The sequence below is a fragment of the Lactiplantibacillus plantarum genome (assembly GCF_014131735.1).
GTDB lineage: Bacteria > Bacillota > Bacilli > Lactobacillales > Lactobacillaceae > Lactiplantibacillus > Lactiplantibacillus plantarum.
Genome location: NZ_CP039121.1, coordinates 1068796 through 1090324, shown reverse-complemented (window position 1 = coordinate 1090324; position 21529 = coordinate 1068796). Strand labels below are relative to the sequence as shown.

General features: G+C 41.9%; 35 protein-coding genes and 1 tRNA gene. 6 read left to right on the top strand and 30 right to left on the bottom strand.

Going from position 1 to position 21529, the window contains the following annotated elements; translation table 11 throughout:
• Positions 1-12: 12 nt before the first annotated feature.
• From E5260_RS04985 to E5260_RS04850, 29 genes are all read right to left on the bottom strand, one after another.
• A complete protein-coding gene (locus E5260_RS04985; protein ID WP_003642819.1) occupies positions 13-1035 on the bottom strand; it encodes a major capsid protein in 1023 nt (340 codons plus the stop codon).
• A gap of 19 nt (positions 1036-1054) precedes the next feature.
• Positions 1055-1405, bottom strand: coding sequence for a hypothetical protein (locus tag E5260_RS04980; protein WP_003642818.1), 351 nt, complete (start codon positions 1403-1405; stop codon positions 1055-1057).
• Between the two features lie 14 nt (positions 1406-1419).
• Positions 1420-2097 (bottom strand): capsid assembly scaffolding protein Gp46 family protein, encoded by a 678-nt coding sequence (locus E5260_RS04975; RefSeq protein ID WP_003642817.1) that lies wholly within the window; start codon positions 2095-2097, stop codon positions 1420-1422.
• A gap of 172 nt (positions 2098-2269) precedes the next feature.
• A complete protein-coding gene (locus tag E5260_RS04970) occupies positions 2270-2476 on the bottom strand; it encodes a hypothetical protein (protein WP_003642816.1) in 207 nt (68 codons plus the stop codon).
• 51 nt (positions 2477-2527) lie between these two features.
• Complete coding sequence (locus E5260_RS04965) at positions 2528-2806, bottom strand: hypothetical protein (protein ID WP_003642815.1); 279 nt, start codon at positions 2804-2806, stop codon at positions 2528-2530.
• Positions 2781-4466: a minor capsid protein gene (locus E5260_RS04960; RefSeq protein WP_003642814.1), complete on the bottom strand. Its 1686-nt coding sequence runs from the start codon at positions 4464-4466 to the stop codon at positions 2781-2783. Before E5260_RS04960 ends, E5260_RS04965 begins: the two co-directional genes overlap by 26 nt.
• Positions 4467-4612: 146 nt before the next feature.
• Positions 4613-4870, bottom strand: coding sequence for a ribosomal-processing cysteine protease Prp (locus E5260_RS04955; RefSeq protein WP_013355737.1), 258 nt, complete (start codon positions 4868-4870; stop codon positions 4613-4615).
• Positions 4839-6347 carry a phage portal protein gene (locus E5260_RS04950; protein ID WP_003642810.1) on the bottom strand — a complete coding sequence of 503 codons (1509 nt, stop codon included), beginning with the start codon at positions 6345-6347 and terminating at the stop codon, positions 4839-4841. The genes E5260_RS04955 and E5260_RS04950 overlap by 32 nt, the downstream gene beginning before the upstream one ends.
• A gap of 11 nt (positions 6348-6358) precedes the next feature.
• Positions 6359-7597: a PBSX family phage terminase large subunit gene (locus E5260_RS04945; RefSeq protein WP_003642809.1), complete on the bottom strand. Its 1239-nt coding sequence runs from the start codon at positions 7595-7597 to the stop codon at positions 6359-6361.
• Positions 7587-8465, bottom strand: coding sequence for a terminase small subunit (locus E5260_RS04940; RefSeq protein WP_003642808.1), 879 nt, complete (start codon positions 8463-8465; stop codon positions 7587-7589). Before E5260_RS04940 ends, E5260_RS04945 begins: the two co-directional genes overlap by 11 nt.
• 40 nt (positions 8466-8505) lie before the next feature.
• The gene (locus E5260_RS15630; protein WP_003642807.1) at positions 8506-8925 is read right to left on the bottom strand and encodes a DUF2829 domain-containing protein; all 420 of its coding nucleotides are present in this window, start codon (positions 8923-8925) and stop codon (positions 8506-8508) included.
• A gap of 109 nt (positions 8926-9034) precedes the next feature.
• Positions 9035-9856 (bottom strand): abortive infection family protein, encoded by an 822-nt coding sequence (locus E5260_RS04930; protein ID WP_003642806.1) that lies wholly within the window; start codon positions 9854-9856, stop codon positions 9035-9037.
• Positions 9857-10040: 184 nt separating this feature from the next.
• A tRNA-Trp gene (locus tag E5260_RS04925) sits at positions 10041-10112 on the bottom strand.
• A gap of 252 nt (positions 10113-10364) precedes the next feature.
• Entirely contained in the window at positions 10365-10826 is a 462-nt protein-coding gene (locus E5260_RS04920; protein ID WP_003642805.1) for an ArpU family phage packaging/lysis transcriptional regulator, read from the bottom strand.
• Positions 10827-10903: 77 nt separating this feature from the next.
• Positions 10904-11044 carry a hypothetical protein gene (locus E5260_RS04915; RefSeq protein WP_003642804.1) on the bottom strand — a complete coding sequence of 47 codons (141 nt, stop codon included), beginning with the start codon at positions 11042-11044 and terminating at the stop codon, positions 10904-10906.
• A gap of 103 nt (positions 11045-11147) precedes the next feature.
• A complete protein-coding gene (locus E5260_RS04910; RefSeq protein ID WP_003642803.1) occupies positions 11148-11360 on the bottom strand; it encodes a hypothetical protein in 213 nt (70 codons plus the stop codon).
• A gap of 2 nt (positions 11361-11362) precedes the next feature.
• A complete protein-coding gene (locus E5260_RS04905) occupies positions 11363-11737 on the bottom strand; it encodes a hypothetical protein (RefSeq protein WP_003642802.1) in 375 nt (124 codons plus the stop codon).
• Entirely contained in the window at positions 11734-12252 is a 519-nt protein-coding gene (locus E5260_RS04900; RefSeq protein WP_003642801.1) for a hypothetical protein, read from the bottom strand. Before E5260_RS04900 ends, E5260_RS04905 begins: the two co-directional genes overlap by 4 nt.
• The gene (locus E5260_RS04895) at positions 12249-12536 is read right to left on the bottom strand and encodes a hypothetical protein (RefSeq protein ID WP_003642800.1); all 288 of its coding nucleotides are present in this window, start codon (positions 12534-12536) and stop codon (positions 12249-12251) included. The genes E5260_RS04900 and E5260_RS04895 overlap by 4 nt, the downstream gene beginning before the upstream one ends.
• Positions 12533-13441: a DnaD domain-containing protein gene (locus tag E5260_RS04890; RefSeq protein WP_003642799.1), complete on the bottom strand. Its 909-nt coding sequence runs from the start codon at positions 13439-13441 to the stop codon at positions 12533-12535. Before E5260_RS04890 ends, E5260_RS04895 begins: the two co-directional genes overlap by 4 nt.
• Before the next feature lie 78 nt (positions 13442-13519).
• Positions 13520-14392: a PD-(D/E)XK nuclease-like domain-containing protein gene (locus E5260_RS04885; protein WP_003642798.1), complete on the bottom strand. Its 873-nt coding sequence runs from the start codon at positions 14390-14392 to the stop codon at positions 13520-13522.
• Positions 14304-15203: a recombinase RecT gene (locus E5260_RS04880; protein WP_003642797.1), complete on the bottom strand. Its 900-nt coding sequence runs from the start codon at positions 15201-15203 to the stop codon at positions 14304-14306. The genes E5260_RS04885 and E5260_RS04880 overlap by 89 nt, the downstream gene beginning before the upstream one ends.
• A complete protein-coding gene (locus tag E5260_RS04875) occupies positions 15200-15586 on the bottom strand; it encodes a recombination system host exonuclease inhibitor (protein ID WP_080004359.1) in 387 nt (128 codons plus the stop codon). Before E5260_RS04875 ends, E5260_RS04880 begins: the two co-directional genes overlap by 4 nt.
• Before the next feature lie 132 nt (positions 15587-15718).
• Entirely contained in the window at positions 15719-15847 is a 129-nt protein-coding gene (locus E5260_RS15425) for a hypothetical protein (RefSeq protein WP_257790191.1), read from the bottom strand.
• 109 nt (positions 15848-15956) lie between these two features.
• Positions 15957-16469, bottom strand: a complete 513-nt coding sequence (locus tag E5260_RS04870; protein WP_003642794.1) for a helix-turn-helix domain-containing protein — start codon at positions 16467-16469, stop codon at positions 15957-15959.
• Between the two features lie 67 nt (positions 16470-16536).
• Complete coding sequence (locus E5260_RS04865) at positions 16537-16842, bottom strand: DUF771 domain-containing protein (protein ID WP_003642793.1); 306 nt, start codon at positions 16840-16842, stop codon at positions 16537-16539.
• Positions 16843-16853: 11 nt separating this feature from the next.
• Positions 16854-17024 (bottom strand): hypothetical protein, encoded by a 171-nt coding sequence (locus E5260_RS04860; protein WP_003642792.1) that lies wholly within the window; start codon positions 17022-17024, stop codon positions 16854-16856.
• Between the two features lie 24 nt (positions 17025-17048).
• Positions 17049-17345 (bottom strand): hypothetical protein, encoded by a 297-nt coding sequence (locus tag E5260_RS04855; RefSeq protein ID WP_003642791.1) that lies wholly within the window; start codon positions 17343-17345, stop codon positions 17049-17051.
• On the bottom strand, positions 17345-17551 hold the full coding sequence (locus tag E5260_RS04850) for a helix-turn-helix transcriptional regulator (protein WP_003642790.1): 207 nt from the start codon (positions 17549-17551) through the stop codon (positions 17345-17347). The genes E5260_RS04855 and E5260_RS04850 overlap by 1 nt, the downstream gene beginning before the upstream one ends.
• 141 nt (positions 17552-17692) lie before the next feature.
• On the opposite strand from E5260_RS04850, the gene E5260_RS04845 reads away from it, so the two are divergent.
• From E5260_RS04845 to E5260_RS04835, 3 genes are all read left to right on the top strand, one after another.
• A complete protein-coding gene (locus tag E5260_RS04845; protein WP_003642789.1) occupies positions 17693-17923 on the top strand; it encodes a helix-turn-helix domain-containing protein in 231 nt (76 codons plus the stop codon).
• Positions 17920-18423: a hypothetical protein gene (locus tag E5260_RS04840; RefSeq protein WP_003642788.1), complete on the top strand. Its 504-nt coding sequence runs from the start codon at positions 17920-17922 to the stop codon at positions 18421-18423. Before E5260_RS04845 ends, E5260_RS04840 begins: the two co-directional genes overlap by 4 nt.
• A gap of 565 nt (positions 18424-18988) precedes the next feature.
• Complete coding sequence (locus tag E5260_RS04835; RefSeq protein ID WP_003642787.1) at positions 18989-19303, top strand: hypothetical protein; 315 nt, start codon at positions 18989-18991, stop codon at positions 19301-19303.
• A 74-nt stretch (positions 19304-19377) separates the two neighbouring features.
• Here the strand turns inward: E5260_RS04835 and E5260_RS04830 are convergent, their stop codons facing one another.
• Positions 19378-19608: a helix-turn-helix domain-containing protein gene (locus E5260_RS04830; protein ID WP_003642786.1), complete on the bottom strand. Its 231-nt coding sequence runs from the start codon at positions 19606-19608 to the stop codon at positions 19378-19380.
• A 172-nt stretch (positions 19609-19780) separates the two neighbouring features.
• On the opposite strand from E5260_RS04830, the gene E5260_RS04825 reads away from it, so the two are divergent.
• Genes E5260_RS04825 through E5260_RS04815 form a run of 3 tightly spaced genes read left to right on the top strand, consistent with a single transcriptional unit; the run spans position 19781 to position 21526 of the window.
• Positions 19781-20143: a helix-turn-helix domain-containing protein gene (locus E5260_RS04825; protein WP_016511202.1), complete on the top strand. Its 363-nt coding sequence runs from the start codon at positions 19781-19783 to the stop codon at positions 20141-20143.
• 11 nt (positions 20144-20154) lie between these two features.
• Entirely contained in the window at positions 20155-20568 is a 414-nt protein-coding gene (locus tag E5260_RS04820; RefSeq protein ID WP_003642784.1) for an ImmA/IrrE family metallo-endopeptidase, read from the top strand.
• A 22-nt stretch (positions 20569-20590) separates the two neighbouring features.
• A complete protein-coding gene (locus E5260_RS04815) occupies positions 20591-21526 on the top strand; it encodes a hypothetical protein (protein WP_003642783.1) in 936 nt (311 codons plus the stop codon).
• Positions 21527-21529: the final 3 nt, after the last annotated feature.

Genomic DNA, 21529 nt, shown 5'->3' with positions numbered 1-21529 from the left:
TCTCAATCACCTCTAGGCTAAAACCTGAGCTTGAAATACCTCATCCGCCGCGGCAAACGCTGGAAGCGCAACTGCTGAGGCTTTTTCCCAAGTCCCAATTGGATCATTAGTTTCGGTATAAATCATATCGTAAACATTACCCACAGCGTTAATTTGCGCTGGGCCACTGAATTGTGCTAACTCTTCTGGAGTTGGTCCAAACACTTTATTACCAATCGGGTCATCGTTCATTAAGACAAGTCGATTTTCTGGGAAGTAACGACTCTTGGTAATCTTGCCATCTTTTCCGACTTGGGTATATTTTTGATCATAAGTCCGAAAAATTGGTAAACCTTGTGCCTGCATGAAGGTGTCAAAGTCGGCTTGTCCAAGTGCCCGAGTAGAGTTACCATACACGGCTTGTAGAACTTTGGTATTAGTCGTAATCAGTCGATAAATCTTCCGACTAGTTAGCGCCCGGGTTGGTGTAATATCCATCTTATCGCACCAGCGCGTAATATCACCAAGGATATCCGCGTCGCCGTTATCCCATGTAGCAGCTCCAGTCAAAGCTTCCTGATGTTCAGTCGGAACTTGATAATCAAGTTGGACAGCAAGTTTACCACTTTCATCTGGCAAAATAGTCTTACCTGTTGCTAAAACGTCCATAGCGGTCTTTTCAATTCGTGCTAAAACGCCTTGATTGAGCACATCAAAGTCGTTATAAACGTGTTGTTGCAAGTAGCTAGCTTCTGCAGGCGTCCGCGGATTGAGCATCGCATACAAATCTTTTTCTTTAATCTGCATCTTGCGCTTAATCAAAGCCAGTTCGATGGCAGCGCCCGAGGCAGACCGACTGCCAATTTCGGCTTCACTATCAAAAGCCGCATAGGATGCAATCACTGGAATTCGATTTTGACGTTTCAAGATATCAACAGTTAGTGAGTTGACTTTGATTGCTGGGAATAGTTCATCACCTTGCATCGCTGGATACTGCCGATTCAATGAAAAATCGATTAAATCATGTTGCGTGAATAAATCTGAAATTTGAGCCATTTGTTTTCTCCTCCTTTAATTAGGCTTGTGATTTGGCGGCGGCGTCCGTATCAGTGAAAGTAATCTTCTTTAATGCCGTGATAGCCTCAGCTGTTGGCGCCACTGGTAAGCGTTGGCCAAATAAATAGCCTTCAACAATCACGCCAACCATTTGAGGGCCACGTGTAACGTCCACTTCGTTAATCGTGATTCCTTCCGCCTTAGCGTCATTAGTTGGATAAATCGTGCCGGCTGGAATAACTTTATGTCCAAAAGCATCCGTCTTCACCGCGTAACTGGTGTCATCAACCTGCCGTGAGAATGATACGAACTTTTCAGATGCCATGAAATTCTTTTGTTCTACTGTTCCTTTATCAAATACATAAGCCATAATCTAGTACCTCCCTATTTTGTCGCCCATAAACTGGACTTTGCTGGCTTTTGCGAGTTATTTAATTTTTCAGCTGCTGTTGCACCTTCAGATTTATTTGCGGATGTATCAGCACCCGGCAATGTGGTCCCACTGCTTGCGATTCGCTTATCGATTGCTTGCTGTAAACTCTCTGTAAATGCCTTGCTGATTGCAGTGTAAGCCGCTTCAATGCCTTTATCATCTGCTAAAACATCATCACCAAAAGCCGCAATCAGTGCTGTCGGCAAATCGTCTGCACCCAGTCGAGCCGTCACTTTGGCTTTATTTTCAACAATAGTTCCATGACGCTGTGATTCAGCAAGTTGCTTGGTTAATTGGTCTTTATCATAGTTGGCCTTTTCCAGGTCAGTCATCTTGTCGTAATCTTTTTGCTGCTGAGCTTCACTAGCCTGTTTTTCATCATGTGTTTTAATTGCCGAAGCAATCAGCTTATCAACACTTGATTGCCAGTCCTTTTCACTAGCAAACGATTTAAACGGCGTATCTGCCTGATTGTCTTGGTCAGAGTCGTCATTGTTGCTATTTTGATTGGCGTCGATTGTGTTAGGCGTGCTATCAGCCGTCTGATTGCTACCTTCATCCCCGCCAGTTCCATTATCACCGTCAGCAAACATCTGTAAATTCATCTTTAGTTTGAGTAGCTTTTTCATAATTAAATTCCTCCACGCCCACGCATTTCCGATAACTCAGGCCACAAAAAAAGCACCCCGTGCATTACTCTAAGAGCCCCACACATTGTGCTAAATTGACCGTGGCGTCATTATCAGACCCACGCATGCTATTTAGTTTGAGTAGTTTAGAGACGTGCTCAGGTCATCCATGCTAATCCTGATGGAACATTGTCGAAAGGATCATCGTGGCGGTTTGTATTGCTGTTACTTGATCATATCCTTTATTAAGTGCTTCCTCATAACATGTTAGAAATGCATCCGTCATGAGCTTAAAGCCTTGCTCCGTGTCAGCGTCAAACGTCAAGCCCTTCATTGCCATCTCGGTGTAACGCATTAAATCCGAATTATCTTTACTCATCGTGTTCTCCTCGTCGTACTAAAAAACGCCCAATCAAAATGATTGAACGCCCTACATTGCAACAATAACGATATCTTGCCATTGGTCACGGATTTTCTTGCCATCAATTACATAATCAAGAATCTCATCAACGTCGTCAGTATCTTTGAAGTGATAATCAAAATCACCATTATCTTTAGAAATGATACGTTTGCCCTCACTGTCAAAGCCAATGTACCACTCAACATCATTGATTTTGATTTGAACCTCCATACGAACATCTAACGCAAATCGAAGTTGCTCCAAAGACTCTAAGTGATCCGAATCAGCTTTTACTCGTCTTACCACCATCTTTATTCACAATCCTTTCTGCAATCGTTAATTTCCGCCCAGGTTCTTCACGCCGGGGAACAATCTTGCCATTTTTCTTTGTAACGCGTAACCAGGGATGCGCGTGTGGCACAATCGTGTGCATTTTAGCATTACCATGGTCGGTAAAATCAATGTCCAGCCGGGCCTTTCCTGTCTTACCATAATATCTTCGTGTAACTAGTTGTCCATCGACATAACGGTCAAAAACTGAGTTGGCTTCCTGTTGATACGGAACACCGTGCACTTCACCAAAATTGTGTACATTGTTCAACGCAAATTGTTCGCGCCGAACCTCGCGCGCTACTTTCAACAGGTTCTGATAACTATCACTGTCATTATACTTCATCGTTTGAAAATCTTCGAATGTTTCGGGTACGTTATCTCCACCTAAAATCCGTTTGTATTCATCATACTGGGTAGTATCATACCGACGATTGCCAACCCGATTATCTAAACTATCGAAAGCCTGCGGACCATGCTTTAAGATTACTGCCTGGCGCCAATCCTGATAAGTAGCATCCGGCTTCAGCTTGAGCTTTTCACCAGTAATTGGATCATTCGCTGTCCGTTGCATCATGTACTGGCTATCTGACAAATAGATGATTGCGACAGTTCGGCAAAATGGATGTAACGGCGGAAAATTAACATTCACTTCCGCTTCATCTACGTTAAATACACGGCCGTCAATACTACGACAGATTTTTGAAGTCCGCATATCCAGCACGGCAACCAGTTGGTACTTTTTAACCCCGCGTCGTTTCCATTCATTGAGCTTCGTTTGATTATGAAAGTAGTTGGCTTCTGTTCTAATCAATCGTCGCGTATTGTAACTGCTAGTTCCAAACTCCTTAGCTAAAGCTTGTACCATGTCACGCTCACGCATACCACTCATCTGCTGAGCCGTGAATAGTTCACTGAGTCGGTCGGCTAGTTGGTCCGTGTTATGCCAAATCCGTTTAGAGTAGTTCTTGCCTTTAAACGGCGCATCTAATATAGCCTTAACGTACTTCCCTGACAACTCTTTAAACCGTGTTATTGGTTCGTCTGGGTTCACTTTAACTGTTACCATCTCTTTACCCGTTTTAGGGTCAAAGATAGTTCTAGTGTGCATTTTAGGCTGACTATCAGCGCTCACGCCCGGAAGAATGACGTCTTTATCAAAGCCACCTATAATACTCTCGTTAGTTGCCTGATCAAGTGCTTCTTGAATTACCTTGGTATAAAGGTTCGTGGACTTCTCAATCTCAACAGATGCCGCTTGTTTCACCGCAATGTAGCTCTTAGCCTTGAGCTCTTCCAATCTGGTAATACGGCCCTTAGCTGCCATCTGTGATAAGTAGTTAGTCACTTGCTTCTTTGACTCCTTATCACTGACATTATCAGCCAGGGCCCGTAACGTTACTAACTCAGTCGGACTAACATTGGTGTTTAAAATCTGTTGTGCCTCGGCCTCCGTCGCTTTACCGTCCGTAAAATATCGTTTGTATATCTGTGATACCTCACCAGTCAAATAGTTCTGAGCACGCATGTACGCCCTTGCAATGATAGTCGCTTGTTTGGTTGCAGCATCATGTGATTTCTGTTCGCTCTGAACGGCTCGCAGTTGCCAGTAACTTAACTTGCGTTTGTCATCCGCCACTCCTACACCTCCGAGCTTATAAAATCAAATACAGCAAAATTAAAATGCCTGTAATTGGCTTCCATCCAAGCGAAACTAATCCAAGCATTTTAATTATCACGATCACAAATACACCAATCGTTTTAATGATTTTATTCAATTCTGAGTTAATTACCCTTCACCACCACTTGCAAATTCTGAGGATATTGTGCTGAAATATCTTGTAGTCCGTGTAATAAGGTCTCACACAGAACTTTGTTATCAGCACTGGGCTCAATCAATCCAATAAACAAGCCACCATTTTCTTTAATAGTGGCGTTAGATAGCTCATTAGTGATGGCTTGGCCGAGCACCGAAACAGCAGCACAAACTAGGTCATGGCCCTTAATAGCACTATTCGCGTGGCCCGTTATCTGATAACTCACTACCTGCTTTTTGTTTAATTGAAACGTTGCCAGAATCATCCGCAGTTACCTCCTCGTTATCTGTGGCAGGCTCGCCGCCCATAGCTTTCTGCTGTAGCTTGAGTGCTTTCTCCTTTTCCTGATCCAGCATCTTAATTAACTCTTGTGGGTCATTTGTCCCAGGCAACCACCCGAGTGATACCAATTGCGGAATGACACCTTCAGCATTCTTGATATTGCTAATGACATCCGCCATGTTGACTGGAATATCAGGAACAATATTAATTGTCGCTCCGGAGGCATCTACTGACTGGCCTTTAAACGCTAAAATGTTCTGCATCAGTTGTAGACGCTGGCGAATTCCACGTGTTAAGTATCGCTGCTTAGTCGCTAACAATTGGAGTAAACCGAATAGCTTGTATTTCATAGCTTCACCGCTAATCGTCCCTGCAAAGTTTTCGTCATTCATGTTAGGGACGTAAGACGTTTGATGAATGTCATCCTTAATCGACTTAACAAGTACTTGTAGCTGTGATTCGTCAAAGCTCTTGGTCAACCATTCAACGCTAGCACCCTGGTCGCCTTTACCAGGCGCTTCTAGAATACCGTCCTTCAAGTTAGCTCCTTCACCGTCCTCGCCCTCATCTAGGGTAAAGCCATAGACTACCAGCAAGGCATCCACGAAGTTCTTTTTATCGGTGATACGGTCTGACTGTAATTCGTTATAGGCGTTGATTAGGCTAATCGTTTGCTCAAAATCACCTTGACGCTCTTCGTTATTACGATACTCAATAAGTGGGACACCATTAAAATAATGTTGAATGGCCTTAGATTTGCTTGCCAAATTAGCATCTGATAGCACTCGTCCTGTCTTGGTTCGATACTGAATAATCCAGTGGGCCGTATAGACAGTAATCAAACAACCCTTAGCATTACCAAGCAGGTCCTTCTTTTCCACGTAGTAAATACCAAACAGCGGATTTTTATCCAACGTGTCATCCGTTACCAGCACACAGCCGCGCGGATCAATTTTTTCAATTGCCAACTCGGTAGTTGCGTCTGACACCTTTTTGATGTATAGCAGCTCATAGGCACACCCAAACACGCTTAAATCTTTCTCCATCTCCGTATTATGCGAATCAATATCCATTTGCTCCTGAGCATCCGTAATGGCTTTAATATCCTTGCCGTTCGCCGGTGAAATGGATACCGGATTACCAGTTGTAAAGCCGGTAATCATGTCAGTAATGTATTTGGCGTGGTTCGTCATTACCTTTTCATCTGCACGATCCAACTTAGCCGCCATCTCAAGATTTCGGCTTAAGATGTGCTGATTACCCTCATAGTAGTGTTCCAACATGTTATAACGGTCAATACGTTGCTGTTGTTGATTGATAGCATAGTTAATTACATCAAAGCTAGGGTTTTCAATATTGCCAGCCAATTCACGGTCAATCGCAACGTTGGACCCGCGCTTCTTGTTCAAATCATACTGCATCCGCTCACCTCCTATCCTCTTAATCCCTTTGGCTTCTTAATTGTCCGTGCCTTGAGCCGTTCGTGTGTGTTATAGACGGCATACCGTAACGCGTCCATTACGTCATCGTTAAGCTTGACGGGTAAGCCCGTAGCCTCATCCCAGACATACTGATAGATTTCATCTAAGAACGCATCAATTGCTTCTTTGATAACAAAAAAGTGGCCTTGCTTCATGCACTTAGCCACCGACTCGATTCCTGATAAAACCGATTTTTTAGCATTGAACGCCTTGAGCCCTTCACGTTGGAAGCGTGCAACGTGTTCGGGTCTCGCGCTATCAGCCCAAAACTTAACATTTCGGCCATAGCGACGCTGAATATCTTTTGCAATCTCTACCCAGTAATCAATCTCTTCAAACTGACGTGTATGTTCTTCAATCAAATAAGTATTGCCAACTCGATCATCAGCCATGACAACAATCGTTCCTTTATGTTCATAGCCCCAGTCGACTCCCGCATAGTAAGTTAAGTCTGCTGGCAATTGAGCCCGTGGAATAATCATTTCGTCCTTATTAAAATCTTTATACACCATACCTTCACCAGATACCCATAGACCGAGTATTGCACGGTCGTAAAACATTCCGGACGGCGTACCCGCTTTTTGATGTTCAACGTATTGTGGGGGCAAAAAGGTATTATCATCGATTGTAAAATGGAAACTAACGGTTCCTGCTTTAGGATCATCGTTATCAATATAGCTGGCTTTCAAGTAGTGAGTCGGAACGTCTGGGTTCGTATCGCAAATAATTCGCGCACCTTGTGCTGAGCACCGATTAAGGATTTCATTGAATACCTCTTCATTAGCAAGGCTAGCTTCGTTAATATACGCCCCAAACGAGGTCATCCCACGAATGGCCCCCAGCCCTGCAATAGACCCGGTAAACGTCTGCACAATTTTCACGCCAAACAGTGTGAAAGAGTTATGCTTGTCGAACTGAAAGTTAATGTCATATTTATTCGTCAGTTCCTGTAATACGTTGTTTTGTAGCGACTTGCTTGAATACCCCGCTAAAATGTACATTGGTTCCTTGACCCCTAATTTGTCAGCAACCTGACGAACACGCCGCAGTTCCATCAAGAAGGCGTCATTATCAACGACAGTTTTACCAGACCGAACAGCACCATAGTTTATCAGTAGTCGCCAGTCCGTCCGCCGCAAGGTTTTCAGCACTTGAACTTGTTTCGGCGTATATAGCTCACTAATTGCCATCGCTATCACCACCTAGGACGTCATCCAATTTATCCAGATATTCAGAAACTTTTGCTTCAGTACTATCGGTTGAGGCATTCATAATGCGAGCTTTAGCCTCCGCAATATCCGCGTCAGCTTTAAGCTTGCGGATTTTCTGTTCGTTGGCATTACCATCGTCAGCACCAATCAATTTAGACAAGCTATCCAATGCCTTTTGCTTATCGTACAACTTGACCACCAAGCCATCCTTACCGCGATGAATATCCTGCACCAGTGACCAATCAATCTGATTACTCGGTTTCAAGTATATATCAGCAACGTGTTTTTTGACTGGGTTATCATCAGTATCAAGGAACACGTTGCCATCGGTGTCTGTCACTAATTCTTCGTGTACCTTGTAATCTAGTACATCACCAAGGCTAGCAAACGCCTGCTTAGCGTACTCGTGAGTGATGTTATCAATCGTTATTAGTAGCTCGGAACGCTGCTGCTGCTTCAGCTCCGCAAGTTGATTCTTAATCTCAACATTTCTCAACAGTCTACTTCCTGAACGCATGGCAGTATCATAATCACATTTATAAGCTTTCATGTAAGCCCATGTTGCATTAAAACGTTGCAAATAAAAGAGGCAGAACAGTTTCTGCTTATCTGTAAGCTTACTATTTGCCTCTAGTTCATCGATTATTTTAGGTGCACCCTTTTTGGCTTTTGTGTGCACCATTTTTGACTTAGTGGGTGCATTCTTTTTAGCACTGCCACGTTGCCAGCCATAACGGCCCTTCCACGACTTGACAGTATTTAAGCTAACATCATACTTAGTAGCAATGTCCTTGTACTTCATACCAGCCATATAGTCTTGTTCAGCCTGCTCATACTTTTCTGTCATTACATACCACCACACCTCCGTTAATTGGAATTAGTCATCGTTATTCGACCACGACCCAGTCATCAGCTAGCATATCAGTTTGACTAGCTAACCATGGAACTCGATCCATAGGTGCATTCGGATTGTTCGTGCGTAGCCCAGTCGTGTCAATATAAATGAAATCGTGAGTCATAACCTCATTAAAACGATTATTGGGAGTGTTCAAAGGTTCTCCCTTTTTCAATTTAATGAAGATGCCTTTGCCGTTCCAACCCTTACGTGCAACACGCTTACCCAATTTCAACGCCTTAATTGCTTCACCAAAATTCATAATTGCTTCCTCATTATTTTTATCCAAACGAAAAGCGCCATGCTGTTTAGCACGACGCTTCTTATCCTTGTACCACCTATCTAGCCGAGCATCAGCCTGCACCCATTCAGGCGGCTCGTACCCATATTTGCTGTGAATCATTACTACCATGACACCACTCCTAAATTTACGTAAAATAAAAACGTCCCAAGGGACGTTGATTTCTATTTAACATTATTTCTCAAAAAAGAAACTATTCTCGAATTTTACCAATATAAAGTTAAACATTAGTGATATAAATTACATTACCCTCGACTTGTACCTCATACATAAAATCCTTTTTAGCAGAATAATACATATATCCGCTAATTCCCTTTTTACCTGTTTCTATTGCATCATTTTCCATATAATCTCGCATATGTTCAGACATAAACTCTTGATCTGAACTAGCATCGACCCATTTCGGCAAGGTAACAACCGCCTGATAAATAACATTACAATTCTTGAATACTGTAAATTCAGTTCCTGTACCCAAAGAAGCGTTATCGTCTAATTTATAGGTAACAAAACTATCGTCTTCACGAAGCTTTGTCATTCCCTTAGGATCAATAACAGAATGTACCGCATTTCTCTTTAAAGAATGTGTTTTATTGAATAAAAGATCCAATAAAGTCAAAGTTATATCTTCTGCTGCAAATATAACAAATCTAGCCTCAACAGATGTTACAGATTCTGTTCGTACAGATGATCCATGAGATACAGATGTCGAATTTCTAAGACTTCCTATCTCAACAATCGTGGCAATCAATTTATTGAATATCTTAGTTATGTGTTCTTGCGAGGATAATTCAGATTCTAATACATGCAACGTTATTTGAGCAAGTTCAGGTAATAGATGATACCTATCCTTATCAATTTCGTAGCCTTTAATTGTTTTAAAAATCCATTTACAAGTTGATTCCACCATACTTCGAGCATAATTAACCGACTCACCATATTTCTTTTCGTTATAGCTATCATTCATCTCCGAATAACGTTCGTCGATTGCTTCAACACCAAAACTATCAACCTCCGGCCTTAAGATTTTACTAGGATGTCTCATATACTTCACCACATTCTTAATTAATTTACTCTAACTATACAAAAACTCCCGCTAAAAAGCGAGAGCAGTTTGAAGGATTTTAGTTTGAGCAATCAAAGAAATTCGTGAGTATCTAGGCTGCTAAACTAATAAACTACACCGGCGGCAGAGAGGAGCGCATCACCCCTTATAAATCCGCCGGCTACACAGATAGCTGGATTTGAACCAACATAGACGGTTTTGGAGACCGCCATCTTGCCAATTAGATCATATCTGCTTAATAGACGGGCCATCATATCAACTTAATCAAGGAGGCAACACAAATTGTACACCTGTGCCCGTCTAAAGTGGCGATATGGAATCGAACAACATACAGCATAATAAATACCATATTTACCTTAATCCGCCATATAAAACGGCTAGGGCTATCAGAAAAACGTTTATTTGTCGCCCTAACCAATTATCGATAATACTAATTTACCACCAATTTATTGCTATGAAGTCCGGCTTGAGTTCGGAAAAAGTTCGGTTAAAGTCCGGTCTGAGTCCGGTTTTGATAAATATTCAGGTCTTCTAGGTAATAGCTCTGTGCAAACTGCAGCATTGCCAATGGCTTCCAGCGATCAAAATACTGAGTCTTGCTGTAGCCAATATCCATGTAGCACATCGTGTCGCTGTAACCTTGTAAATATAGCCGATCTAATATCTCCTGGCACTCATGATCACAGCGAGCCATGGCCTGAATAGTCTGTCGGACAATTTGCTCAGCGTACAGGCGGCGTGTAATCCGATCCTCGGCCGAGTTACCAGCTGGGGCCGACTTAGGCATGCCATCCATGCTAGGCGATTTTAGATCAGCGACCGAATGGCCGGACGCCCGAACTGCTTGCGGTAACTTCTTATCCAGGAACCGCCGCACCTGTTTAATTGTTTTCTCCTGGTCAATTGGTGGAAAAATTTCATCTGAAATAACTTGCTGTTCGCCCATCATGCGCCCCTCCGCTTTCGTATGCTATAATTAACTTATTCGGAATTAGTTGTAGCGCGGTCAGCGATGGCAGCGCTTTTTTATGTTATACTTACAACGGTCATTCGAGTGGTCCCGTGACTGGTCGCCTTAACGGGCGGCTTTTTGTTTGCTTCGGCGTGTTCCTTCATGCGCCGGTGCTTCCGTTTAATCGTTGAACGCTTCTTAGTGTGTTTAGGCATAACTCACAATCCTTCCGGTACGCGCTCTTTAATGTACGCATCAAACTGCCGTTCAATTCTTTGGCTCTCTCTGGCTAACTGATCCACTGTTGTAATGCGTTCACTACCGGTCCGGATTTAAATACCCACGAAGCCAGTGCAATGCGTCATCGACGTTTTTACAGTGTGCTAGGGGTACTTCTACCAGCCGATTAATACCAGACTTTTCATCGTAGCTAGTTACCGGATGCCCATGGCTGTCTAATGACATCCTGTTAACCTTAACTTCGTATTTGTCACTAGTCAGATGATACTGGTCAATTTTCATATCAATCATGTTTATTCGTCCTCCGTAATTTCATCTATTTCTACTCGCGGATTTCGTTTATCAACTGCAAATTCGTCCTGAAACCCCGTGATATGCTTGCGGTTGTCATTACCTAGGAGCCCAGCTTTCATGAAGCCGTCAAGCACAAACTTTTTAGCAAACGCGATATTGTCCGCATCTTTTCGGTTGTTCTTTGTGTACCACGTAAATTTAAGCTTGCAAGGCCAACTGAATTCAACTCCGGAATTCCGACTTGCTCGCGCATATACACTACATAAGGCCGTGTACCGCTTCTTTAGTTTAGCTGCGGCGTATCTGTTGGCCCGTTCAGCCTTGATGTACTCATTTAAGCTAGGTAGTTCGCCCTTAATCACGACTTTGCTCATACTTTCGGCACCCGGCTAATGTAATAGCCATTAACGACCCCGTTAGACATACTGGCCTGTCTAATCGAAAACTCTGGAGCATCAATCCTCTTACATAATCGCGCCAGTGTTTGATAGGCGATTACTTCATCAGGATTGTTATACTTCTCAGCACGCCAGTAATCGTTAGTCAGTGGCAGGCTGTATTTATGGACTAAATCCTTTACCCGATTTAATTCAATTGCCGTACTATCAGCTAGTTCTCTAAGCGTATGTTTGCCATGCTTATGTGCTTGCCGAATGGCTTTAATATCTTCACGTTCTCCCTGCTTCGGATCTTGTTTCATACTGGCTAGGTAGGCCGCATCACTGCTTACCTTAGTTCCAGGCTTCACAAGTCTAACTGGAAACGGCCATTCACCAGATTTGTAGTTATGTTGCGCGAGCTTAAACATTTCCGGTTCGGGCCCGATTGCTAGTGGGTGATCGATATCGGGTAGATCAGCGTTAATTACTAGCACCTGTGTTTCAGTCATGCGCTCACCTCCGTTTGCAATCCTTGTCTAGCTTGCTCTAAATCAATAAAATACTCGGCTGGCTTACCCCAACATTGGGTCAAATCAAAATTTAAGCCATCCCGCTGATATTCAATAATTAAAACCTCGAGTGCAAATAGCTTGTACTCATGAGCGCACACTTCATCTTGCGCGCTACCGCCAGCCTTTAAATGCCGCTTCATACGCTGCTTAGTCCAATGCAACGCGGCCGGTTCATAGGCATGGTTAGCGGCTAAATTGACTAATTGATTACCCCAATTCATTTAGCTTCCTCCTGACTGTTCATGAGCGCTAGAAAATCATCGTCACTCATATCGTCCTGCTGGTTATCACTTGAATTTGGCTTAGAATCCGCCTGAGAAGCGCCGTTTTGCATCCACTTTGGCGTAACTTCTTTACGGCGTGGTTTTGAATAGCCACTAGGTTTTCTTTCGCTCTTCATGCGGTCGTCATGATTAGCAGCAGCCTTTTTAGCCTGCTCTAACGTCGTAATATTTCGTTTCTTCCAACCCGCAACAATTGCACGAACGTATTTCAAACATGCATTAGATCCAATCTGATGTTCTCCAGCAACCCAAATTGCATAGGCAATCACCTCAGGCTTGAACTCTTCCAGCCATTCATCAATCTCAGGTCGGGCAATACCATTTGGAAATCCCCACAGGTTGGTCCAATCGTTAATGACCTGCTCGCGCGTGACACCCGCGTCATCATCATAAGAGTCAGTATCAGTCAAGTCAGGGTCAGTACTAGTAAGTTCTTTATGTTCTACTGGTTGACCTCCACCTTGCCCAACCGGTTGACCTACTTTATCTAAACCAGTTGGCCTACTTTTATGACTTGTAGTTGGGTTACTGGTTGGGTAACCAGCTGACCTACTATATAAATTAATAATGCGATATTCAGGCGGTTTCACATTTTTCTTGCCTCTAACGTATTTAATTAGTCCTAGTTGCACTAATGAGTTGCGTGCTTTATCGAGGCCGGGTTCGGATAGTCCTGTCAGACTGAGTAATGCCGAATTTTTCATGCGAAACTGAACGTCCAACTTGCCTTCATCGTTCGCATAGTCTAATAACTCGCGATACAGATTATTTTGGCCGTTAGAGACACTCGCTTCATACATTTTAAAATTGCGGTACGCTCGTCGTTGCTTGAAGTAATCCAAATTCGTCCCTCCTTTACTAATGGGCCTTTCACCCGTTCGGTGGATTCAGTCACTGCTGTTCAAGCCAATTCTGTTTAGTCAATCTATGAGTAAGTCGTCTGCACTAACGACGCTCTCTAACTTTTTGGTACTACGACAATAAGCACAATGTCCGCATTGGATAGGATCTGCTTCGCCTTTAATGACATCTTGAATATGCTGTTGAGAGTCCAATATCTGGTTCATAGCATTAGTAAGTCGGTACTCCGGTAAATCAATAGCCTGCTTGTCTGGTGGATCCTGTTTGCTTACTGCCACGATGTACGGTTTACACATCACACCGAATTGCTGCTTAATCAGTTCCTGATACACGGCCATTTGAAGCTGATAGTTATACGCATAAACAAATGGTTCCCGTTCACGGCTTTCTTCATTCCAATAACCCTTATAAATATCAGCGGTCGTCTTTAGATCAACGAAGTAACCTTGTTTCAAATTGAGGCAATCAATCTTGCCCTTCCAGGGATAACCACCGATTTCACCAGTTACAATCACTTCTTTATCGCCTTGATAAAGAAGATTAAAATCATGATCGTCAGATAAGGCTTCAATCATGGATTCAGCAATTTTGAAGTCCTTTTTTAGGTAGCCCTTGCTTGGGCCCCGGCTTGAAATTGCCTCTGGATGTTCATCAACAAACTTGGCATGAGCTTTCTCGCTTTCGAAGTAGCTGTGAAGCCAATTTCCAACGACTAGCGCCGTTGAGTTCATAACTGGCTCCCATTTACCCTGCAACTTGGCTAACGCTTCTGCTTCACATGCTAGAAACCGTTTAAACACCGTCGGCGACATGTAGGCCCGATCAGTCCAGTTCTCATAATAATTATTCGGCGTCAGCTTCTGATCCAACATCATTGAGGTTGTCGAAGAGGTTTTGCTGGTTTGCCCCGTCTTTGGCAGGTTCTTGATCATTGCTTGGTGCCTCCTTTACAGCTGTTTTAACGGGTTCTTTGACTGGTTCGACAGACTCTACCTTCTCGGCTTTATTCTCCTCTACGTCAGCCACCAATGACCTTTTAGTCGGTGTTACATCCTTCGGATCATCATTTTCGTACTCGGAACTCGTCGTGTCGTTAACTGCTTGCACGAACAAATCGTTGTCGCTTGAACTGTTAATGTAGAACTTGGCAGCTCGATTAATTACAGTCCGTTTAGCCATCTCTTCTGGGAACTCGTTTTGAACCTTCTTCGTCTTAGCATGGCTCCAACTGGTGTCGATGTCCTTCTTTGTCATAACCGTGTATGTCCGGTTGCCGTTCAGATCTTCGACCCATGCGAATGCCCCAATGATTGGCTTGTCTAGGTTCTCAAAGCTTGGCTCGAACTCTTTAACCACCAATACTCCATTTTCACCACCAATCTTGAACGTGTCGTCTTTGTGGACAACCTGTGCCTGAATATCCTTAACGTTTGAAAGACGCTTTACAACGCTAATTGAGCCAAAATAGGAGCGCTGCATGACTAACTGGTTGCCATAAGGAATGAAATAGCATTGGTTTTTAGCTGGGCTCAATCCTTGAATTGCCATGTTCATCAATGCCTTGATAACTGATCCTTGGTCACACTTATCAAGTAATGGTTGGCCCTTAGACGTATCACTCAAAATCAAGTAAGCACTGTTTAATGCATTCCCTACTGAATAATCAGGTGGTAATGACAAGCCTTCATTATTCTTCATATCCTCAATATTGTTATTAACCATCGTAACTAACTCATTACTCATGCTTCTTCCTCCTCTGATACCCAGTTATAGCCCAGACGTGTCATCATCGTGTCTGTGTCGATGTGTGCCAGTAGCTCGTCCCATAGACGGGACTGACCAAACACATCAATCAACCATTGCCAATTTGGCTCCTCACCTTGATCTGGATATAACACGCTAACGTCAGTCGAACCGAAAGTGACGATACAAATGGCGCTCAACATATCGGCCTGCATATCAGTCGCCCACTGCTCAAAGTCATTGTTATCGATGTAATCTTGAAACAACTGTGCCTTGTCGAACTCATCACCATCGTAGCAATAGTTATCTGCGTCAAGTACCCAGTCACGTGAGTCGTTACGTTGCTGCCAATGCTCGTTTAAATCTGCCTGTGTTGGTATCATTTCGCCCACCTCCGTACCAAACGTTGTCTTAGTGACAGTTTCGGAGTACAATAGAACTCGAAAATAAATTTATTAAGCGTCTTAGCTGCACGGGTACTCCCAATACTCGAGCAGCTTTTTTCGTACTCAAATTTAGGCTTTGACGATACTTTGCGTACTTCCAATTCGTTCAACCTCCTTAAACGTATTAAAAAGACTATCTAACTCCTGAATCGTGATCTGTTTGTAAAGCACGTTTCCGATCCGGAATGTAAATTTCATCGTCTTCATCTCCTTAAATTCCAAACCAACTAGCAACTTCATGACGCTTGAACCACAATGCAGTTAACGCGCAGCCTACTAATGCTCCTTCAATCATTGCTATTTCCTCCTAGCCATTTTCTTGGTTGACTTTATCGATTACTTCCTGCAATTTATCCATTGGGATACCGGCATACTCAGCTTTCTTAGCCAAATCAGTTATCTCGGCGCTAATCTCTTCTGCATATTCACGTGGATAACGTTCAATAACTAGCTGCTGCGCCGGTGTCCGATCATTTGGGTTAATCGCAATAGCGTTCTCAAACTCGGCTTCCATTGCCTCTCGTTCTTGCTGCTCTTTCTTCTGACGCATTAGGGCTGAGAACATATCACCCTTTAGACGCCTGTCATTCTGAAATGACAGCACTCCGAAATTCTCACGAGCACCAGAATAATTAAGCCAAAAATCGTTAATTACATTTGCTAACGACTTCCTAATTTGTGGATCAGTGCTTCTTGATCCACTCTTCAACCGGGACAATTGTCCGGGAGAAACATGCGTCCTATCTGCAATCTGCTGCTGTGTTAGTGTTTTATTTTTACCTAATGCCAATGACAATTGCTCTGCAAACTTGTTCTTCATACCTACACCTCTGTATTTTGGAAAGGGCTTTATATAGCCTTTCCATGTAATTCACTTATAATTTAAATTAATCGGGATGATCTAATAGGTAATCGATCATCTCAGCTGCTGGAATCTGCCAGCCGTTATGGGTATTCACATAATCAATGAAGCCACCCTGTTCAATGTCCAAATCATGACGATGCTTGGTTAAATATCGTGAGGCTCGTTCGGTTGATTTAGTTCCGTATTTATACTTGGCCAAATCTTTAAGCTTCCAAGTACGAATACCACGTTGTGCTTGCTTCCAGGCTTGGAACTTCTCGTATTCTTCTTCGCTAATGAATTGGAATCCCTTTGGAGCCTCATGCCGAATCAATATCGTATCTGACATGTTCGCACCTCCTAATATGAAACTGACATAAGTTGGCTAGCTTGCTCGTTATACTCGGCCGTTACTGCTCGAAATTCAGCATCTAGTGCTTTATCGCTTAGTGCCTCAAACATTACCCTTGGTGTTTCTGGTTTAACCTTTGCTAGTGCATTGATTAATGTAGTTCGTGATAGATGTGTCATTTTGTTTCCTCCGTTCTTTGAAAATTAAATATTTGCTTTTAGTAACTCGAATATTCGACGCGCTTCATCAATGTTGCTCTCGTTAATTTGATATACGTTAGACACACCTAAATGGAACCTAATGATCGTTTTAACTGCGTCTGACAATGAATAAGCTTTTGGATTCTTACCGTACTTCTCGTTGACAAATTTCGAAATATCGTTTTTAAGCTCCATCCAAGCAGTGTTTCTTGCTTTGACTGGTGCTAGGCTTTTGGCGGCAATAGCTGCGTTTACCTCTGATTGGACCATTTCGTGCAATTGTTCTTGTGTGACTTCCATTACTTGGCCACCTCCTTTGGTTCTAATAAGTCATCCACAGTTACACCCATTGCTTTTGCAAGTAAATTTAGTGTTACAGCATCAGGATGCTTTGTTCGGTTCTCAAGAGTATTTACAGTACTCTGTGATACGCCCGCAGCATCAGCTAGCTTTGCTTGTGTCCAGCCAAGCTTGGAACGAATTTTTTTAATTTCTGAGCCAATCATGTTTTCATCTCCTTAGAGTTAACGCATTTGCGTAACTATGCTTTTATTATAACGCCATTGCGTAAAATGTCAACGCAACAGCGTAACTTTTTTAAATGAATTTGTTTTACGATTAACGCAAACACGTTTGGAGGATCTTTTATGACTGAATCAGAATTAATAATTCAACGCTTGTATGATCTTATGCGCGAGCGTAATTTAACCGTTAATCGTTTGGCCACGTTAGCAGGAGTTACTCAATCAACGGTGAGTTCTTTCATTTACCGGCAGAGTGTTCCAAAAGTAGATCTATTGCATTCACTTTGTTCTGCCCTCGGTATCAGTGTCCACGACTTCTTCGACTTTCCGCCTTACAACGAGGTGGAAAAATGAATCTAATGGCATCTGCTTCAATTGCATTAGTGAAGATAGTATCTGCCAGTATTCCTTTGTTTGCCGTTGCAATATCCTATTTCTTTGGTTTAAACACACAAGCACACCAACGAAAATATGATGTGTTACGTGAGCGGTACCAAAAGCTTTATGTGCCATATTTCAATTTACTTTTAATAACACCCCCGGAAGATATATTGCCTAGTGAGTTGTCTTTAAGCGCTCGCGGTAAGTATTTAGATTTGATTTCAAGTCACACACATTTGTTGGGATCAAAAAGTGCTGAGATTTTTCCTAAGTTCTTTCGTGCTTTTATGGACTTGCTTGAATTAGAAGATGACAATACTGATTTTGAGGACGCAGATACAGAATACGATGACGCTTTTATCACAATGGAAGATATCCTTTTACAAGAAGGGTCAAAGTTAGCAAAGCAGCTAAAATACCCAGACTTAGCAAAAACCATTTCAACCATTCGAGATAAACGGTTGCGTGAATAATAACCAAATAAAGCCCAATAAGTGCCATGATCATACTAATCACGCTCTCACCTCCTTTCACTGCCCCCTGCGATATAATGATTGCAAGGAGGTGATATTAATGAATAACTATTTAGTAACTTTTAATCCAGAAAAAGATCTAAACTCTGAATTTGCAGTGGCCATTCGAACAACTTTAGAGAATCTATCTCCAGATAAATGAGTTCAAATATTTCCCTTTCAGATTGCAATTCAATCAGAATTAACAATCACTGAACTGAAACAAGAACTTAGTAAGATAGAAAAATCACAACGTGTTTCAATTGTTCGCTTTGATGCATGGTCTACTAACGAAGAACGCAGTAGCCAGTTCCTTTCTGAATACGGATATTAGTTGCTACATCTCTTTACGTATTCACCATAATGTTTTACAAACTCTTCTTTTGATACCGGGGCAGCTTTAAAAGCAATCCCTGGGAAAATATCATGGCTTACTTCTTTGCACTCAAGACTACTTACGATAGTTTTGATCGTTTTATTAAGTTCGTGTAACTCGACCAACAATTGTGTTAAAGGTGGTTAAAAAATGTTAACAGCTACGATTCATTTTTTAGATGGTGAAACACTAACGCTAAACGTACATGACTTTGTTTGGGGTATTCGCACTGCGCCAATTAATGATCGTCCTAAAAAAATTTCTAAAAAGAACTGGGAAAAGATAACGTACGATTTTCCTAACAAAGACGAAATTAATGGTCCGTTTGAACTGAACGAACATATTAAGCTAGGATTAGTGCCAAGTATCACCAAACTTCTAAACAACTACACTTTCTTTTTCACTGATGATGACCCTGGCACCGTGTTTGCCAGCTCCAAAGTGGTAAAGATTGTCAGTCATTAACGTTTAATCCGAAGAGTTGCTATTTGCGATAGCGGCTCTTTTACTTGTTATTGGCTTCATTTTGGCATCTCCCTTTAATTACTCGAATTGTGTACTTTATCTTCAAAAAAATAAGTCCATTTAACACGTTTTTTTTTCGATATATCATTCATTCTTACAGCCATTTTCTTAGCTCTACCAACACTTGGTGTTCTATGCCCTTGTTCGTAAGACGCTAAAGTTGTCTCTGGCATATCGAGAAATTCAGCAGCCTTTTTTTGCGTTAGTCCGTTGATGTCTCTCCACTCTTTTAACCAATGACGCATGTTAACACCTCCTAACTAAGTAATACGTTTCGCGTACCTTTGATGCTTACTAATATAATACAATTCGCGTACTTAGTCAACACATGAATACTCTAAACGAGTATTTTTTGTATTTTTGTACAAAATACGCATTATGCGTAGTAATCTTATAATTAACGAAGGAGGCCTATCAATGTTTGCTGAACGCCTTAAAGAATTACGAAAAAAAGAAGCTGGTCTAACGCAAGAGAGATTAGCAATGCAATTAGGCATGGCCAAAACAACACTGGCTTCCTATGAACAAGGAAAACGACAGCCAGATCTTGAAACACTTTCTAAAATTGCAGATCGTTTTTCCGTGACAACTGACTACTTGCTTGGAAAAAATGGCACGCCAAAATGGGCAACCAAGAAAGATACCATTGACCTGAAGGATTTTCTTGAAGCAAATGAGGGTTCGATGACCTATGGGGGTGAAGATCTTACTGAAGAAGAAAAACAACAAGTGCGTGTGGCAATGGCAACAATATTCTGGAAACGCCACAAGCATGATTAGGAGTTGTACTTATGGATAGAGTAAAAGATATTGTTAAAGCTATTGTCAATCGTTATCACACAGCGGACCCGTTTGTAATTGCGGAAAAGCTTAACATACAAGTGGAATGGTGTGATTTTGGGGCAATGCCTCTGGGTAAAAATGCTTATGACAACCAAGAGCCTATCATACTACTCAATAATTCTATTAAACACACGCCTACACAGTATTTCATACTCGGTCACGAACTAGGACACGTTATATTCCATGAGGGGCTGATTGGGTACTACACTTCCGTTAAACATGGACATTCTAAGTTTGAACGTGAAGCTGATGAATTTTCAGTTGGATTGATGGGAATGTTGTTTATTGAGGAGAATGGCCATATTCCCTATTCATACAGAGAACTGTCCTATCAATACGGGGTACCATTCGACGGAGATTAGTATAAATTAATTTGGAGGAATTATGGAAACTTTTGCCGAGATAATGTTCTTCATCTCATTGTTGATATTTATATATTTTATATGTCGGGGAATTTTCAAACTTATTAAAGGAGCTAGCTCAAAACAATCTTTTAAATACGGCTTGATTGCTCTCGCTGCATCTTTTCTATTTGTTGTTGTAGGATTGATAGCTAATCCAGTTAAAAACACAGCAAGCAGTAAGGACACGATAGCACACTCGAAAAAAACCAGTACGTCAACGATTGAAAGTGCCGATAAAAATTCTAACAAAAAGCATTCGAACAAATCAAGCAGCAAAAGAAGTAATTCGAAGAAGGCTGCCTCAAAAAAAACAAGTAGCATCAAAAAGAAGTCTTCCAAGAATAATAGTGACACTAAGAAGACTGTAGCTAAAAAAGCTTCAAGCGAAAATAAAGCTAGCGCTAAAAAAACAAAGAAAAAAGTATACAGTTTTAATAAAATTAAGCTTGGCATGACAAAGTCACAAGTAATTTCCATTATGGGGAAGCCCACAGACGAGAGCTCAAGTACGCTTATGTATGGATCTGATGACTTAGATTTTGAAAATGATAAATTGTTTGATGGATCTCCTGATAAAATTCATAAAGCTGCTATAAAAAAAGATAAGGCTGAAGCTAAGGAATCTAGCAAGAAAAGAGTAAACGAAGGTGAACTAAAATCATTTGCTAAGGTTTTTGGGCAAAAAGACGTCGAAACTTTACAAAAATACGTTGGCTCTGCATATTCGTCTATAGAAACTTCACAGGGAATGGCTTATGGGTGGAAAACCGATTACGGTATGCTTTACAGATTAGATGATAGTAGCACCGGCATCACTCACGTATATAAAGATGGTCTTGGAGACTCTGGTACACAACTGTATGTCGGTCAGACCATCAAACAAAAACAACGTAGAAATTATTATTACTATAACTAGGAG

Coding starts and splice junctions, on each gene's coding strand:
- E5260_RS04885 (WP_003642798.1), bottom strand. CDS start 14,392: ATGATCAAGAACCTGCCAAAGACGGGGCAAACCAGCAAAACCTCTTCG.
- E5260_RS04880 (WP_003642797.1), bottom strand. CDS start 15,203: ATGAGTAATGAGTTAGTTACGATGGTTAATAACAATATTGAGGATATG.
- E5260_RS04930 (WP_003642806.1), bottom strand. CDS start 9,856: ATGAGACATCCTAGTAAAATCTTAAGGCCGGAGGTTGATAGTTTTGGT.
- E5260_RS04870 (WP_003642794.1), bottom strand. CDS start 16,469: ATGAAGAACAAGTTTGCAGAGCAATTGTCATTGGCATTAGGTAAAAAT.
- E5260_RS04940 (WP_003642808.1), bottom strand. CDS start 8,465: ATGACAGAAAAGTATGAGCAGGCTGAACAAGACTATATGGCTGGTATG.
- E5260_RS04860 (WP_003642792.1), bottom strand. CDS start 17,024: ATGACACATCTATCACGAACTACATTAATCAATGCACTAGCAAAGGTT.
- E5260_RS04905 (WP_003642802.1), bottom strand. CDS start 11,737: ATGAGCAAAGTCGTGATTAAGGGCGAACTACCTAGCTTAAATGAGTAC.
- E5260_RS04965 (WP_003642815.1), bottom strand. CDS start 2,806: ATGGTGGTAAGACGAGTAAAAGCTGATTCGGATCACTTAGAGTCTTTG.
- E5260_RS04980 (WP_003642818.1), bottom strand. CDS start 1,405: ATGGCTTATGTATTTGATAAAGGAACAGTAGAACAAAAGAATTTCATG.
- E5260_RS04855 (WP_003642791.1), bottom strand. CDS start 17,345: ATGGAAGTCACACAAGAACAATTGCACGAAATGGTCCAATCAGAGGTA.
- E5260_RS04835 (WP_003642787.1), top strand. CDS start 18,989: ATGTTAACAGCTACGATTCATTTTTTAGATGGTGAAACACTAACGCTA.
- E5260_RS04970 (WP_003642816.1), bottom strand. CDS start 2,476: ATGAGTAAAGATAATTCGGATTTAATGCGTTACACCGAGATGGCAATG.
- E5260_RS04850 (WP_003642790.1), bottom strand. CDS start 17,551: ATGATTGGCTCAGAAATTAAAAAAATTCGTTCCAAGCTTGGCTGGACA.
- E5260_RS04985 (WP_003642819.1), bottom strand. CDS start 1,035: ATGGCTCAAATTTCAGATTTATTCACGCAACATGATTTAATCGATTTT.
- E5260_RS04915 (WP_003642804.1), bottom strand. CDS start 11,044: ATGCCTAAACACACTAAGAAGCGTTCAACGATTAAACGGAAGCACCGG.
- E5260_RS15425 (WP_257790191.1), bottom strand. CDS start 15,847: ATGAAATTTACATTCCGGATCGGAAACGTGCTTTACAAACAGATCACG.
- E5260_RS04830 (WP_003642786.1), bottom strand. CDS start 19,608: ATGCGTCATTGGTTAAAAGAGTGGAGAGACATCAACGGACTAACGCAA.
- E5260_RS04820 (WP_003642784.1), top strand. CDS start 20,155: ATGGATAGAGTAAAAGATATTGTTAAAGCTATTGTCAATCGTTATCAC.
- E5260_RS04815 (WP_003642783.1), top strand. CDS start 20,591: ATGGAAACTTTTGCCGAGATAATGTTCTTCATCTCATTGTTGATATTT.
- E5260_RS15630 (WP_003642807.1), bottom strand. CDS start 8,925: ATGGTAGTAATGATTCACAGCAAATATGGGTACGAGCCGCCTGAATGG.
- E5260_RS04845 (WP_003642789.1), top strand. CDS start 17,693: ATGACTGAATCAGAATTAATAATTCAACGCTTGTATGATCTTATGCGC.
- E5260_RS04865 (WP_003642793.1), bottom strand. CDS start 16,842: ATGTCAGATACGATATTGATTCGGCATGAGGCTCCAAAGGGATTCCAA.
- E5260_RS04975 (WP_003642817.1), bottom strand. CDS start 2,097: ATGAAAAAGCTACTCAAACTAAAGATGAATTTACAGATGTTTGCTGAC.
- E5260_RS04910 (WP_003642803.1), bottom strand. CDS start 11,360: ATGATTGATATGAAAATTGACCAGTATCATCTGACTAGTGACAAATAC.
- E5260_RS04825 (WP_016511202.1), top strand. CDS start 19,781: ATGTTTGCTGAACGCCTTAAAGAATTACGAAAAAAAGAAGCTGGTCTA.
- E5260_RS04900 (WP_003642801.1), bottom strand. CDS start 12,252: ATGACTGAAACACAGGTGCTAGTAATTAACGCTGATCTACCCGATATC.
- E5260_RS04950 (WP_003642810.1), bottom strand. CDS start 6,347: ATGCAGTATGATTTGAACAAGAAGCGCGGGTCCAACGTTGCGATTGAC.
- E5260_RS04840 (WP_003642788.1), top strand. CDS start 17,920: ATGAATCTAATGGCATCTGCTTCAATTGCATTAGTGAAGATAGTATCT.
- E5260_RS04945 (WP_003642809.1), bottom strand. CDS start 7,597: ATGGCAATTAGTGAGCTATATACGCCGAAACAAGTTCAAGTGCTGAAA.
- E5260_RS04920 (WP_003642805.1), bottom strand. CDS start 10,826: ATGATGGGCGAACAGCAAGTTATTTCAGATGAAATTTTTCCACCAATT.
- E5260_RS04875 (WP_080004359.1), bottom strand. CDS start 15,586: ATGATACCAACACAGGCAGATTTAAACGAGCATTGGCAGCAACGTAAC.
- E5260_RS04895 (WP_003642800.1), bottom strand. CDS start 12,536: ATGAATTGGGGTAATCAATTAGTCAATTTAGCCGCTAACCATGCCTAT.